At 59.5% G+C, this 14077-nt stretch carries 10 protein-coding genes; 6 read left to right on the top strand and 4 right to left on the bottom strand.

All coding sequences use genetic code 11. The features are described from left to right. Positions 1-39: 39 nt before the first annotated feature. From AWB79_RS34815 to AWB79_RS34800, 4 genes are all read right to left on the bottom strand, one after another. On the bottom strand, positions 40-1389 hold the full coding sequence (locus AWB79_RS34815; protein ID WP_157695915.1) for a hypothetical protein: 1350 nt from the start codon (positions 1387-1389) through the stop codon (positions 40-42). A gap of 559 nt (positions 1390-1948) precedes the next feature. Next, entirely contained in the window at positions 1949-2944 is a 996-nt protein-coding gene (locus tag AWB79_RS34810) for a HupE/UreJ family protein (RefSeq protein ID WP_061172002.1), read from the bottom strand. Further along, entirely contained in the window at positions 2941-3783 is an 843-nt protein-coding gene (locus AWB79_RS34805) for a peptidylprolyl isomerase (protein ID WP_157695914.1), read from the bottom strand. The genes AWB79_RS34810 and AWB79_RS34805 overlap by 4 nt, the downstream gene beginning before the upstream one ends. 11 nt (positions 3784-3794) lie before the next feature. Then, positions 3795-5732: a DUF3604 domain-containing protein gene (locus tag AWB79_RS34800; RefSeq protein ID WP_198399158.1), complete on the bottom strand. Its 1938-nt coding sequence runs from the start codon at positions 5730-5732 to the stop codon at positions 3795-3797. Between the two features lie 659 nt (positions 5733-6391). On the opposite strand from AWB79_RS34800, the gene AWB79_RS34795 reads away from it, so the two are divergent. The 6 genes from AWB79_RS34795 to AWB79_RS34770 all read left to right on the top strand — a co-directional run bounded on the left by AWB79_RS34795 (position 6392) and on the right by AWB79_RS34770 (position 13590). Beyond that, on the top strand, positions 6392-7348 hold the full coding sequence (locus AWB79_RS34795; RefSeq protein WP_061171999.1) for a Na/Pi cotransporter family protein: 957 nt from the start codon (positions 6392-6394) through the stop codon (positions 7346-7348). 981 nt (positions 7349-8329) lie between these two features. Beyond that, complete coding sequence (locus AWB79_RS34790; protein ID WP_061171998.1) at positions 8330-8668, top strand: hypothetical protein; 339 nt, start codon at positions 8330-8332, stop codon at positions 8666-8668. Positions 8669-8988: 320 nt separating this feature from the next. After that, positions 8989-9558 (top strand): BPSL1445 family SYLF domain-containing lipoprotein, encoded by a 570-nt coding sequence (locus tag AWB79_RS34785; RefSeq protein WP_061171997.1) that lies wholly within the window; start codon positions 8989-8991, stop codon positions 9556-9558. A 345-nt stretch (positions 9559-9903) separates the two neighbouring features. Continuing rightward, positions 9904-11193, top strand: coding sequence for an LssY C-terminal domain-containing protein (locus AWB79_RS34780; RefSeq protein WP_061171996.1), 1290 nt, complete (start codon positions 9904-9906; stop codon positions 11191-11193). After that, the gene (locus tag AWB79_RS34775) at positions 11190-12440 is read left to right on the top strand and encodes an LssY C-terminal domain-containing protein (protein ID WP_061171995.1); all 1251 of its coding nucleotides are present in this window, start codon (positions 11190-11192) and stop codon (positions 12438-12440) included. Before AWB79_RS34780 ends, AWB79_RS34775 begins: the two co-directional genes overlap by 4 nt. Next, positions 12427-13590 (top strand): lipase family protein, encoded by a 1164-nt coding sequence (locus AWB79_RS34770; RefSeq protein ID WP_374728587.1) that lies wholly within the window; start codon positions 12427-12429, stop codon positions 13588-13590. Before AWB79_RS34775 ends, AWB79_RS34770 begins: the two co-directional genes overlap by 14 nt. Positions 13591-14077 lie beyond the last annotated feature (487 nt).

Raw genomic sequence — 14077 nt, 5'->3', positions numbered from 1 at the left:
CGACTCAACGCTTGACGGAGGTCGGACCATGACAAATCTTTAACTGCAAATCTGTCCGTCGGAGCGGGTCAATCTCATTTCATGGCCGACGAGGTACTCTCCGAGCGCTCTCACCTCGTGCGGGGGCAGCCAGTACATTTGCCAACCGAGTCCGTCGTCCCTCAACGCGAGGCAAACCCCTGGAAATGCTGGGTGTACATCAGCGTTCGTCCTCCACCCCGGATCCAGCGAAACGGGATAAACGCCACTGTCAGGCGCGCTTGGCACCTTGTCGGTCATCGTTGCTCTCAACTGAGAGAGATGACGTATCAGCTGATCAACCTGCGTTGCAGCAAGCGGTATCTCCACGCTCTCCCCGTTGGCATCCTGTGCGCTAAGGGAGAGCGTTTTACCCTCGTTTGTAATCGTACCCTGAAGTCCGGCTGGGGGCTCTGCCGGTTGAGTTCCGATACCGACCGGCAAGGCAGTGGGTGCCGTTCTGAAAGAGTCTTCTGACATGTGAAGCCATGAGAAAGTGAAATCGATATCCGACGATGCGACCGCAAGACAGGCTACGCCGTTTTCGTCAAACATCAGTCGCAGGGAGTGAGGTTCGGTCGGGGCCGCTTCTCCGAAGAATAGGCTGACATCGCGGTCAAGTTCGTGCTTCACGGTTTGAACAAAGTCGCGCGGCCGTCCCTCAAAATCATAAACGTCATCGCCACCTTCTCTTCGAATGAATACGGTGCCGCCTGGCCGTTGTAACCAATAGACGAACACTCCATCTTTCTCAGCGAGTTGACTTACGGAAATTCCATAGCCGCCGCGTTCTGCCGTTCCATGAGGCACCACCGTGCCATGCGGCAATTCGCGGGTAAGCGGGTCTGTAACGGCATAGACATAGTTCAGCACCTGAGGGCCGCGGTGAGAAAGGATGAATGGGATCGCAACGCCGCCGACACCGCGTTGGCTTGTACGGACGAACAGCGTTTGCATGGCCTTTATGCTTTCGGTCAGCATTTTAGGAATTTTAATCGGCGGGTCCGGCTCACTGAGCCCCTCCTTTGGAACCCACGTTATGAACAAGTGCATCGCGTCAGGCGCGTGGTCAATCTCTTCGGCATGCCGGATTGCTTGAAAAGTCTCATACGCGTCTGCATCACCGAGATATAGCGCGGGAACGCTGTGCGCGACGCCATCCGCGATCTTATAGAGCACCGCCGTTCCGTCTTCTATAAATGCGTACGCGAACTCCACATCGCGGTGCGTCGTATGAACATCAGTGAGCATTTTCAGGACCGCACGGCCCGGCGGAAGTGACGCTGCCTGTCGCACAGTCAACGCCCCTCTGTCGGCATTGTCCGCATAGCCGAGCAGAGACATTCCTTGCCCGGGCTCGACCTTTAACATGAACTTCCGCTCCCGCGTGCCGCGAAGCGGACTGCTGATCGCTGTGTCCGCTACCATCCACGCTACGGATCCATCTGTTTGAGCGACTAATAGCGTCATAAGAGTCCGGTCATGCCCAAGAGGAAGGAGCGAAATGGAAAAGTGTCGCTAGCCGTAACATGCATTCCGCCGTTCTAGGGGCAGCGCATTTCTGATTTTTGCACGCATTCCATCGAAGAACAATTTTGACAAGCCACTAGTCGTTGGGCTCGAAGGAAGCGGCCATTCACCGGCGCTGTCTCAGCGGCCGTTTCGGGTCGGCTAGGGCCGACCGCATCCGGCGGCACGCGGCCACTTGCCGCCACTCTCTCTTCCTATCAAGGTGTCGCTCGAACGGCTGGTTCCCTTCGGAAAGCTGCCCGCCAACCCGAAGGGCAAGGCGATGCGTTCGCTTATGCCTCAAGTCGAAGGTGGTTGATTGGACTAAAGAGTTGAAACACGGTGTTGATATACCGTTATCGTTCATTGCATTCAATCACATACGCTCCGAGTAGCTATCCGGCCCCTTCGACGTTCTTTGTTATGTTATCAAGCCCGCAGCGAGGCGCTGAAACACCCAGTAGGCGGCGGTTGAGCCAATAGCGTAGGCGGCCGCGCGAGGGGCCCAGTCCGGCACCCACTGCGCGAGCCGTCGCGCCACATAGTTCAACGAAAGCACCACGGAGATGAAGGCAAGCTGACCGACTTCCACGCCCACGTTGAAGGAAAACAGCGCCAGCGGGATCTCGCCATGCGGCAGCCCGATCTCCGCCAGCGCGCCGGCAAAGCCAAGTCCATGGAGCAGCCCAAAACTGAAGGCGACTAGCCAGGGATTGGATCGCGTAACATCGCTCCGCGCTGTGGGGGCTCGCAGCAATTCGCTGGCGAGAAAGACAATGCTCAGAGCGATGCTCGCCTCGACCGGAGCTGCCGGAACACTGACGAGGCCCAAGGTCGCCGCTGCCAGCGTTATGGAATGAGCAACGGTGAAAGCGGTGACCGTGGCCAGAAGTTTGCGAACGCTCCGAACCAGCAGGGTGAGGCAGAGCACGAATAGAAGATGATCGACGCCCGTTAAGATATGCTCGATGCCGAGCTGAAGATATGTCTTGAACACCTGAAGAGGACTGGGCTTGACGGCGACGGTAAAGCCCGGAGCACGTGGCGAGAGCAATGCGGTCTGTACGGTGCCCTCCGCGAATGCAACACGCACGAGCACATTGGTCACTGTCGCTTCCAAGCCCTCAATTTCTATGGTGCCGCCTGCCAACCCTTTTTCGCATCGCAGCGCGCCATGTTCGAGGAAGGCACCGCCGGTCTCGATCGCGATCGGCGCGCCCACGACATGACAAGAATCGGGGAATCGCGGCTCCATGGCGAGATGGAAGGCGCCGAGCGCTGGCACTTTCCAGGTTATGGCGAACAAATTGGCGCTTGTTTCGGTTAGATCGAGATAGCCCGGGCGAACTTCGTGGGCGCCCGCGGCTCGGGGACCAATCATCGCTCCCAATACGGCGAGGATAAGTAAGTACCTCACGGCTGGGTTCCCGACGGGGCAGAATGGTCAATCTGAACTTGGAATCCGCCCAGCAGCTTTCGGTATTGGGTATCCAATGCAGCCGCGCGACGTTCGGCGAACCACTGGCGTTGGACCGCTGCGCGCACGTCATCGAAGCGAGGTGAATGGGCCGGGTCGTACATGGTGACAAAAACCAGGTGGTATCCGTAGGCCGAGCGCAAGGGGCCGGCCCATTGTCCGAGCTTCACACCGGCGAGCAATAGCGCGAAGTCCGCACCGAATTGATCGCTCACCCGGTTCAGCGGCACCGACTCCAGGTGTTCAGGCAGCAGCGAAGGATCGCCCGCTTCCAGATCGCTCGACTTGGCCGCAGTCAGCTTCGTCAGCAGTAGCCGAGCATCGCGCTCGGCGGCGCCACCCCGGCTGTTGCTGACCAGGACTTGGCGGAACGAGACCATCGGCTCCGTAAGAAAACTGCTTTCATGGGCGAGAAGGTAGGCGCGGAGTTCGCTTTCCTGCGGTTCGGACATAGCGCCCTCGACTAGGAACTCCATCTTCTGGCGCAGCCGGCGGCGGACGATAAAGTCGTCTTTGTCGAGGCCAAGAGAAAGGGCGGTGCGGTACAGCACCTCCTCTCGGATGTAGTTGTCTATCTGGCTCTGCAACTCCTCGGCCGAAGGTGGGCGATTCCAGGTGCGTACGAACTGCCGCGACAGAAGGTCGATGTCGGCGGCTCTCACCATGATCTTACGGTCCGATACGCCTGCACCCCCACCCATCAAGCTAAAGATGGCGAACAGCAGGCCGCCCAGCACCAGAAAGTGCACCAGGGGCTCGTACAGGAACCGACGCAGCATGGCCCGGGCCCTCAACGCCTAGGCGTATACCAGATCGGCGAAGTATAGGCCCGCTCTTGCGTCGTCATCGGGACGTCCTTCGGCATGGTGACGCCGAAGTGTTTGGCGTCATAGGCGGTCCAGCGCGGAGTGGGTATCTCGATCACACGCCCGTAGTAGAAGGCCCGCAGGGTCGGTTCAAAGTCGGGATCGGTCCAAACTGTAAGCAGCTCCGGAGCGCCGATGCTGTTCGTATAGCTGGCATCCGGAACATTCACTGTGTTGCCGACGGGCGGCAGCTTGTCGTCGGTTCCGCGCTTGCGGGTTTGCGGGTCGCTCCAGACGACGTCATAGACTTTTTCCTGCAGGTTGCCTTTAGCGTCTTCCCAGCCTTTGACAATCTGGATGCGATCGAGATTGGCTCCAATCGGGTCCTTCATTGCCGCGATGAGGAACCCCGGCGCCTTGCCTTGCGGCGCGTTTGAGAGGTCGCCGCCCATGGGTACGCCCTTGGCGTAACCAATCGTGGCCAAATCAGGCAGCTGCGCGTCGTGAGATTGGAACTTGAACCCTCCAAAGAAGCGCACGACCATTCGTGGGCCTGTAGTCGCGTAAACCTCCTTGCGCATCAGGGCGTCAAAGATCGCTGCCCGGGTATTCTCCGTTGCCCAGACGGCGGCGTAGCCTGATGCGACCATTTCCCAACTCATGATTTGAACCTTGCCATCGGGGGACTCCATAAATGGATGAACGGCTCGACCCGGGCTTGGCTCCGCAGGGGTAGCCTTGCCGAAAAAGTTGTCCTCATCGGCGGTGGCCAGCGAGGTATGGGAGTCCGTTGAGCCAATCATGCCGAACTTGTAAGGATTGATCCCTAGCCGGTGCTCGAGCTTTAGCCCCGTTTTCAACGCCGAGCGGGCGTACTCGTATTGCAACATCTCGGGCTTCTTGAGTGCGGTCATATCGAGATTGCCCTTGTCCCAGACCTCGTAGCCAGCGAACTCGTCGTTCGGTGACAAAAATCGATGAGACTCGCCATCGCCTTTGATCTGCGTCACTTCGTACACAGGCTCGAGTCTCGCACGGGTTTCTGCGTAGGCGCGAGTCAGGGCATGCCCCTCGAAATCGACAAGACCGAACATGAGTCCGTTCGAGAGGTTGCCGTTGTGGGGTATGGCCAGCGCCTGACCCCCGGTTTTTGCGTGGTAGGCGTCGAGGAATTTCCACAGCATCGCGGGGTCTTCATTGTCGAGCGCGGACAGCGGAACGATCGTGTCTACCTTGTCCTTGCCGTCGCGAAAAATGACCACGCGATGAAGATTGTTTCCGCCAGGCATGGACGTCCATTCGTAGCCAATGAGGGCAGTGAACTTGCCCGGCTCGTTGTAGCGGTCAGCCGTGGCCGTATAGTTCTCCCATGCCGATTGCAAAATGCGAGGGTCGAAAAGCGATGGAGGACTCGTCTTCGCACCCAAGGTTCGGATGGCTTCGACGGTGACGTCGATGGCCTGCTGTCCCCCAGCCCCTATCATGTCGTGCCATCGCTTGAGCGTGGGGTCGCTCATCATCACGGGATTGCCTTTCTTAAGCTCCGTGAGGCTGCCCAAACCTTCGGCGTGATCTGATACCACAAGGAAGTCTAGAGGTCGGCTCAGCTTTGCCGGCTGCCCCGTAGAAGCTATGACCTCCTCGCCTCGGGCGAAGCGGTACGCCGCCTCTGGTCCGAGCGTGTTGCCGAAGGCTGCGGCATCGAATGAATTGGAAGTATGCAGATGCGTATCGCCCCATAGGACCCGCATCGGATCGTTCTTGCCGACATAGGGCGAATAACCGGGAGGCTTGACGACCGTGGCCAATTCGTCAGGATACAGAGTGCCGATGTCTGTCCCGACCGGTGTCGTGCTTTTCTGTGCATAGGTAGGATGGGCGATAAAAATCGTGAGTATCAAAGCGGCCAATGTGATCGGCAAGGTACACTTGCATCGCATCTTGATCTCCCCTGTCGGCCAATCTCAACACAGGCTACGAGGCGCTTACGGAGTTCTCTGCGAGCTCACTCCGGGCGAGCGGCGTAGGGTGCATCAAAGTCGCGTAATTTGCGCATCGTCTTCTCCGCAACTGTCGATGGAGAAAATGATAGTCGAGGGCCCGGCACAATGCTGTAATGTCGTCAGGACGGCTTGGACGCGGTAGTTCCGCCCGAGAACTTTTCTTGGAAGGGCGAGAAATACGGACTAGCAGATAAGGCTGAACCTAACCGACACAAACGAGTGATCGTCAGATAAATCGTTGTCAACTGCATGGCCCGCGGCAAGATCACGCTACCCGAACGACAGAAGGCCAGAGATTACAAAGAGCCTGACTATCCCTTCAAATTCGTTCCGAAAATGTACGGGTAACGCTCTCAACCGCCCGTCGCGAGGCGGTGTCACGATTACGCGAGCGCAGTCGTGATGAAGACGGTCCGTGTTGCCAGACGCGTTGCCTGTTTCGCAACGGCCGGGAGCGGCTGGTCAGCACGCGCGGGCGGGTACATACTGGCCAATCGACGCAGCATTGCCGCTTCGATTGCCGTGATATCCGCACCGACGGGTTCTCCTTCGCGAGGAGATCGGACAAGGAGGTCGCCATGACACCAATCCAGGGATTGTTCGCCGCCGTCTCCGCGGTTCTTCTTTTCCTGTATGGGCTTCAAGGCTTCAGCCGTGAACTCCAGGACGTTGGGGGCGAGACTCTACAATCTTGGCTCGGCCGCGTAACCGCGAGCCGCTGGCTCGGGTTTCTGGTCGGTGCATTCGCTACGGCCATTGTCCAATCAAGCAGTGCCATCACAGCGCTTGCTGTCACTCTGGTCGACGCGTCCGTCATTTCCTTCCGGGCCAGTCTCGGGGTCCTGCTCGGCAGCAACGTGGGGACGACGGCAACTGCCTGGCTGGTCTCCTTCAAGCTCACAGGCATCGGTCCTGTATTCATCGTACTCGGCGCCCTGATCTCGGTTTTGCCGATCCGCGCAAGGTACTTTGGGAAAGCAGTTTTCTATTTTGGCCTGATTTTCTTTGCGCTCGATCTGATCTCCGCCGAGCTGAAGCCCCTGCAGAATCGCCCACAGTTCAAGGAATGGCTTGCCCTTGCTGAGGCTCCGTGGGCGGGCGTGCTTGCCGGTCTGGTCTTCACCGCTCTGGTCCAGTCCAGCAGTGTGACCACTGGGCTGGCAATTCTCCTCGTCCAGCAGGGTGTGCTGCCGCCCCAGGCGGCAATACCAATCGTCATTGGCTCAAACGTGGGTTCGACCTCAACCGCGTTGATGGCAGGTCTCGGAATGAGTCCCATCGCCAGAGCGACAGCGATTACGAACTTTCTGTTCAACGCAATCGGCGTGCTGTGTTACTTCCCATTCCTGAGGCCCTTCTCGCGAGCGATGGTCGATCTGACGGCCAACCCTGGAATGGCAGTGGCATGGGCGCATCTGATATTCAATCTCACCGTTGCAATCTGCTTTCTGCTGGCGCTATCGTGGGTCGAACCCTTGCTTAGAAGATTGCTGGGCGCCGACGCTCAATCTGCGAGACCCGAACTGGCGTCTTGAACGGGCCGCCGACGCAGCTTGATGAAACGGCGGGGAGCGTTGCGGGTCACGACACGGCAATGCGGCCAGTTGAGGGAGCGAGCGGCAGCCAAGGCCCATGACGTGCCGGCGAGCGCCGAGTGCGATTGACCGTTGCACTTCATCAAGAGACGTTCGGCCTAGCAAGTGTCGAGCGGCCGGAGTGGGTCGGCTAGGGCCGACCGCATCCGGCGGCACGCGGCCAATTTCGGTCAACTGGCCGCTCGTTCATAACGACATTTGAAAGGCTGCTTCTCAGTCAACCGTTGCCAGTCGGCATCCTACCGCCTCAGAGACATTGTCTTGTATCCAGCCGACACGCTGTCGATCGTACAGCGCGGCGGAACGCAGATCAGGTATTGCGCTGCCACCAGGCCTGCGGACACTCAAGAAATCGCCCCAGCCAGTTGGAGGACGCGGCTGAATTCAAGTACACGACGCCCAGTGCCGCTGACAGTATCAGCTTATGGACGCACATCATTCCAATCCGTGTTGGAAAATCATACGGGTACGACCTATATTGCTTTAGCAGATGAGGGCACGCTGATCACGAGTCACTTATATTCCGAGTGCGCCGTGTATCTTTACGAACGCCGCTCTGACATTCAGGAAGCATTCTTAAAACTAGCCTGCGCACTCGTCTGCTGGAACATCTTTAACCGAACGGAACGGCCTTTTTGAACTGGGCTTTAGAGACGCTTGTGAAGTAACCGTTTGCGTACCGTACAAATTTGACGTCAGCTTGTTTGATTGGCGATGAGTCGACTGCTTTTCTTCCTTTGTACGAAATTGACGGATTCGGCGGCAGGCCCCGGCGCCATTTCCATTAGGCGGAAACGCCATGCTGATCGGTGCATCCGGTACCGTCGTGTCCATTGGCATTTGTTTGCGTCACCGCTAGCCGGTTAGTTCCCTCTGCCTTTTTGCGGTTCGGAGATGTGAAATCCAACGTAGAGGTGAAAAATGAAAGCGTTACCGCTTCTCGTCGTGACCGTTGTTGTGTCAGCCTGCGCAAGCCAACCCATGCCGCCGAGTGCGCAATCGGTCGGAGAAAGTCAACAGTCGGTCCCCGCCGTCGCGCAATGCATTGCGCAGAAATGGGCGAATCAGTCGCAGCAGCAGGTCATATCGCAGGGGATGGTGGCGAACAACCAGGCGATGGATGTCTATGTTCCCGGTCAGCAGCCTCCGAATGGTGCAGCCGCTGTCGTGCGGCCGTCGTGGACGGGTAACACCAAAACGTGGGTCGGCTTCCGCGGGGCAGGCGGCAACGCCGGTGGCAATGTGAGCGGCTGCCTCTAGTCGGTGCGTCGGTACGCGATACTTCGTTGGTCTGATGGATGTGCACAGAAATCTCAGGCGCATCAGGTCCAAATTCGCCCGCATGTTCATATTTCAGAGTGCGCGCGTTTGTGAGTGATTCACGTTCGTGCGAGAGCGCGGCTATCCAAAGGATGATTGTTTGCTTCCGCGCGGGCAGCGGGAGCCAGCAATACCAGCGGAGATATTCGCGGCTGGCTCCAGGCGGCGCGACGGTGTGCTCCACTTCGCTGTTTCGATGGGTGGGAACAACAATTCGGCGTCAGGCGCCAACTTAGGCGCACTTAATCGAGGAGAGTCTCATGAACCGTCGTACCTTCTTTTCGCTGAGCGCTATCGCACTGGCCAGCTCGCTCGCCGCCTGCGGCACTACCTCGAATCCGACAGAAGCCGCCAACAAGCGCCGTGAAATCGATGCCGGCGTCGATGGCGCCCTCAACAAGCTGTACAGTTCGACGCCGGGCGCGCAGGAGCAGGCCGGCAAGGCCAAGGCCGTTCTCGTTTTTCCGTCTGTGATCGCTGCAGGCTTGGTGGTCGGTGGTGAATATGGTGAAGGCGCGCTTCGCAAAGGGGGCACGTCAGTCGGCTACTACAAAACCAGTACCGCCTCGTTCGGCTTGCAGGTTGGCGCGCAGTCCAAGGCGGTAATCCTGATGTTCATGACCCAGGATGCGCTTGATAAATTCCGGACGAGCGACAAGGGCTGGACAGCCGGCGTGGATGGCTCGGTAGCGGTGGCGAAGGTGGGCGCCAACGGTACGCTCGACACCGCAACGACGAATTCGCCGATCGTCGGTTACGTTCTGACGAACTCCGGCCTGATGGCCAACCTTAGCTTCGAAGGTACGAAGGTTAGCAAACTTGACATCTAAAACCGGCGCAGCACCGCTCGACTATCGAGACGTCCATTCCAGCGCGCGCGCATGCATGCCAACCGCAGACGTCAGTGGAGGCACAAAAGGTACAGACAAGGCGACCGTGACCGCAACGACAACCGTCGTGGCCATGGTCGTCGCAATTGAGCTAGTTCCTACACCGTCACAACGAAGGACACGAGAGGCCACATCGTCGACGTAGATGTGTGCAAAGAAGCGCAAAACTTTGACCAGCTCAAGGTCGGCGACGTGGTCATCGAACGTCCGCGGTCAACAGCATACGGCGGCAGAATGAAGCGCGTATCCGGCTGCCTCTGAGGATCCCGGTGAAGAGGTGTCTTGATGAACCGCAGCGTGATGAAGTTGCTGCCTGTCATCTTGGTCGGCTGCCTACTGGCGGGATGCACGCCGACCCGGTCAACGGTGTCCGTACCCGGATATCAGAACCGCGCCCTGACACGCACCGAGGGCGGTCTGGACGTTTCGGCAGCCGTGCTGTCGTCAGAAGAGAGCGCGGCAGTTTACGGCGCCCCGCTTGCCGACAGAAAGATTCAGCCCGTCTGGATTGAGGTCCGGAATCGCGAGGACCGCAGCTACTTTCTCCTGTCGCCAGGCCTGGATCCAAACTTCTTTGCCCCGTCGGAGGCCGCCGAGGCGTTTGCCGCCGGTGCCTCACACGATCAACAGGTTGAACTCGAACGGCGGTTCCGTGCTCTCGCTTTTCATAACCCCGTTCAACCCGGAGAGACCGTCGCGGGGTTTGTGCTGACCAACCTCAACGAAGGTGCAAAGCTGGTCCAGGTGGACCTCGTCGCGCGGGAACGCGCCCGCACGTTTTCGATATTCGTCGCCGTGCCCGGGTTCGAAGCCGACTACAAGCGGAGTCAGGTATTCAAACGCGCTGCCGAACCGCAAGAGTCCACCGTGAATTATACGGATGACGCGAATTTTCGCGCCGCTCTCGAAGCCCTGCCATGCTGCGCGACCAATAAGGACGGCTCGAAGAATGGCGACCCGCTCAATCTCGTGATTGTCGGCGGCCTCGACGACGCCTTTCCCTCTCTCGTTCGCCGGGGCTGGGGTCTCACGGAGCAGAAGTGGTCGGGGGCAATCGCGCAGATGATTGGCGCTGCACTGTCGGGCGAACCCTATGTCAACGCGCCGGTAAGCGACCTGTACCTGTTTGGACACGCGCAAGATCTTGCGCTGCAAAAGGCACGGGACGACATTCACCAGCGCAATCATATGCGGCTCTGGCTCAGCAGCCTGCACTACCACGGTAAACCCGTCTGGGTAGGGCAGATCAGCCGCGATATTGGTATCCGCCTGACCTTGCACTCGTCGACGTTCACCACGCACAAGATCGACCCTGACGTGGACGAGGCGCGCACCGCGCTCACCGAGGACATGGTCTATTCGCAGAATCTCGTGAAGATGGGTCTCGTGGCCGGAGTCGGTGCAGCGCAGGAAGGCGCTCCGCGCAAGAATCTGACGACCGATCCTTACTACACCGATGGCAATCGTGTCGTTCTGGTATTTGACCGCACGCCGACATTGCTATCGAACATCGAAGTCTTTCCGTGGGTCACTCCGTACAAGGTCATGCACCTGACACCCGGAGCGAAGCCATGAACCTTTCGCTGGCCGTGCATCGTTCACGGGTACGTGCAGGCGTGCTATGCCTCGCGCTCACGCTAACTGGCTGTGCGACATGGCACGCCCCGTCTGAGCCCGGCGATGGGCCGGTGCGTGAACGTGCGGTCAGTGCCACGAGTCACAGCGTGCGGGTGAGCGCAACTGTGCTCGGCAGCGAAGACAGCAAACGGATGTATGGCGCCGACGTCAACGCAACGGGAGTCCAACCGATATGGGTCGAAGTGCAGAACGGGACGTCGCAAGCACTGTGGCTGTTGCGCTCGGGCACCGACCCGGACTACTTTTCGCCTCACGAAGTGACGTGGTCCATGCATACGCTGCTTGGCCGAGCAACGAATACGAGCATGGACGACTATTTCAGCAACCTCGGATTCAGCAACCCGATCCCGCCGGGCGAGACACGATCGGGCATCCTGTTCACCAACCCCGCTCAGGGCCTCAAGCTTGTCAATATCGATCTGTTTGGAAGCCACGCGCTGATCCCCTTCTCGCTCTTTCTGCGCGTGCCGGGCGGCACGATTGATCCGGATCTTGCGCAGATCCCGTTCCCGTTTCCCGAAGCCGTGGTGACGGACTACGAGGACCTCGGGTCGCTGCGCGCCGCACTTGAACGACTGCCTTGCTGTGCCACTGACGCGAGTGGGTCGCTGCAGGCGGATCCCCTGAACGCCGTTGGCATCGGCCAACTGGCGGACATCGGAGCGGCGCTGGTGCGTCGCAACTATCGGCGTGACGCGCGCGAGTCCGACCGGGCACAGCGGGTCTTTAGGCGGGAACCGGACTTCGTGATGCGCAAGCAGGCGCAGGCGGGTGCGCCCGCGAACTGGGTACGCGGATGGCTCGTCCCGATCCGCTTTCAAGGGCAACTGGTCTATGTGGCGCAGGTCGGTCGCCCCGTCGGCGGGCGCTTTGCGCCGCGCGGTGAGACACACCTCACCCTGCACGAGAACGTCGACGAGGCCCGGAACCTCCTGGTCCAGGACCTGATGTACTCGAGTGGTCTCGACAAGCTCGGATTTGTGATCGGTGTTGGCGCGACGTCGCCCACCCATCCCCGGACGACGTTCGACGGCGCGACCTATTACACGGACGGATTGCGCGCAGTCGTGTTCTTCGCGACGCGGCCGCGCAGCCTGTCCGATGTGGATTTTCTCGACTGGGTGCCTTATCTGGAAGGACGTGACACCCTTCAACCTGGAACAACCGGCGATGCACACCAGTGACCTGAAACGAACACCGTCGCCCGTGTTCTCCGCACAGCGGGTTGCCGCCATCGATGCGTGGCGTCGGATCTGCGCCGTACTGACGACAATTGCGACGTGTATTCTGCTCGGCGCATGCGCTACGAAGCCGCTCATCCCGTACTCGACCGATACGCCGCCGATGGTTCTCGTGCCCGCATTCCAGGCCGGGGTCGTGGATAAGCGGGGGCGCTTCCGGGAAATCTATTGCGCGGTACTTGAAGGGCGCGGTCCCGGGTTACCTGATTACCGGCCCTGTGAGGACGCGCTGACGCGGGTAGGTACGGAATCGCCAGGTACGGGCGAGTCTGTTGAACTGGGTCAATCCCGACGGCACCTCATTGCGGTAGTCGTGCATGGCGTCGGCTACGACTGCTTCGGGCCGTGGCTGGATACGCCAAATACCGTCGTGACGCACCTACGCCAGTTTGGCTTCGACACATCGCTCTTCGACGTCGATGCGCTGTCGAGTTCTGCCAATAACGCACGACAGATTCGCGACGCGCTCATGGCCATGCCCGCACCTGAGGGCGCGCCGCGCATCGTATTGATTGGCTATTCAAAGGGGGCTCCCGACATCCTTGAAGCGCTGGTCGCCTATCCGGAAATCCGAAGCCGGGTGGCAGCGGTGGTGAGTGCCGCCGGCGCGATTGGCGGTTCGCCACTTGCCAACGACGCCGAGCAGTATCAGGCCGACCTGCTGCGATATGTTCCGGGCGCGACCTGTACAACGGGCGATGGCGGCGCTGTGCAGAGCCTGAGACCGGCGATCCGCAAGGCGTGGCTCGCGCAGCACCCGCTTCCGGGGGAACTGCGCTATTACTCGATCGTGACATTCCCGCAGCCGGAACGCATCTCGTCCATCCTGAAATCGAGCTATAACAAGCTCTCGCGCGTCGATTCGCGAAACGACAGCCAGGTCATCTTCTACGATCAGATCGTGCCCGGAAGTCAGCTCCTCGCCTACGCGAATGCGGATCACTGGGCGCTGGCGGTACCGGTTGCGCGAACGCATCCGACGATCGGGGCGCTCTTCGTGACACAGAACGCCTATCCACGCGAAGCACTGGCGGAGGCCATCTTGCGCTTTGTGGAAGAGGATCTTTCAGAGGATTCAGAGCCCACCCGGTGAAGCCATGCGCAAACACGAATTTGCGTTACGTGGCAGGTTTCGACCGCGGCCAGTCCTCGAAGTGCGTCAGGCTATAGTGGCAATGCGTCGTCTGTGGTGTCGTGGCGCCCGGCTGACCGACAACCGGGCCGCGCATCCAGGGCAAGCGTCGGTGCAACACGTCCTTTCAACCATTGCAGCAATCTCGGGTTCGACTGTGGACCACGACGGAGACAACCATGCGCTGTGGCCAAGTGAGGAACCGATATGCCAATAGGAGCGACCGTTGCACCTCGGAAGCGGCCTTCCGCCTGTCGCAACCGCGTATGGCCGCTCAGGGTCGCGAGTACTCATTCGCGGATCGCGATCGCGGCTTTCGTGGAGGCGAAGGCTCCAACGACAGAAGAGGAACCTGAAGCCGCCTGACGAAGACCGACGTCTCAACATCCGCAAAAGCCAACGACGGCGGCTTGAGCGTCGAACGGGTGAAATTCGCAGCCGCAGCGCG

Source organism: Caballeronia hypogeia (assembly GCF_001544875.2).
GTDB classification, from domain to species: domain Bacteria; phylum Pseudomonadota; class Gammaproteobacteria; order Burkholderiales; family Burkholderiaceae; genus Caballeronia; species Caballeronia hypogeia.
This window is presented reverse-complemented; position numbering and strand designations above follow the sequence as displayed.

Coding starts and splice junctions, on each gene's coding strand:
- AWB79_RS34805 (WP_157695914.1), bottom strand. CDS start 3,783: ATGCTGCGTCGGTTCCTGTACGAGCCCCTGGTGCACTTTCTGGTGCTG.
- AWB79_RS34795 (WP_061171999.1), top strand. CDS start 6,392: ATGACACCAATCCAGGGATTGTTCGCCGCCGTCTCCGCGGTTCTTCTT.
- AWB79_RS34780 (WP_061171996.1), top strand. CDS start 9,904: ATGAACCGCAGCGTGATGAAGTTGCTGCCTGTCATCTTGGTCGGCTGC.
- AWB79_RS34770 (WP_374728587.1), top strand. CDS start 12,427: ATGCACACCAGTGACCTGAAACGAACACCGTCGCCCGTGTTCTCCGCA.
- AWB79_RS34775 (WP_061171995.1), top strand. CDS start 11,190: ATGAACCTTTCGCTGGCCGTGCATCGTTCACGGGTACGTGCAGGCGTG.
- AWB79_RS34815 (WP_157695915.1), bottom strand. CDS start 1,389: ATGTTAAAGGTCGAGCCCGGGCAAGGAATGTCTCTGCTCGGCTATGCG.
- AWB79_RS34785 (WP_061171997.1), top strand. CDS start 8,989: ATGAACCGTCGTACCTTCTTTTCGCTGAGCGCTATCGCACTGGCCAGC.
- AWB79_RS34790 (WP_061171998.1), top strand. CDS start 8,330: ATGAAAGCGTTACCGCTTCTCGTCGTGACCGTTGTTGTGTCAGCCTGC.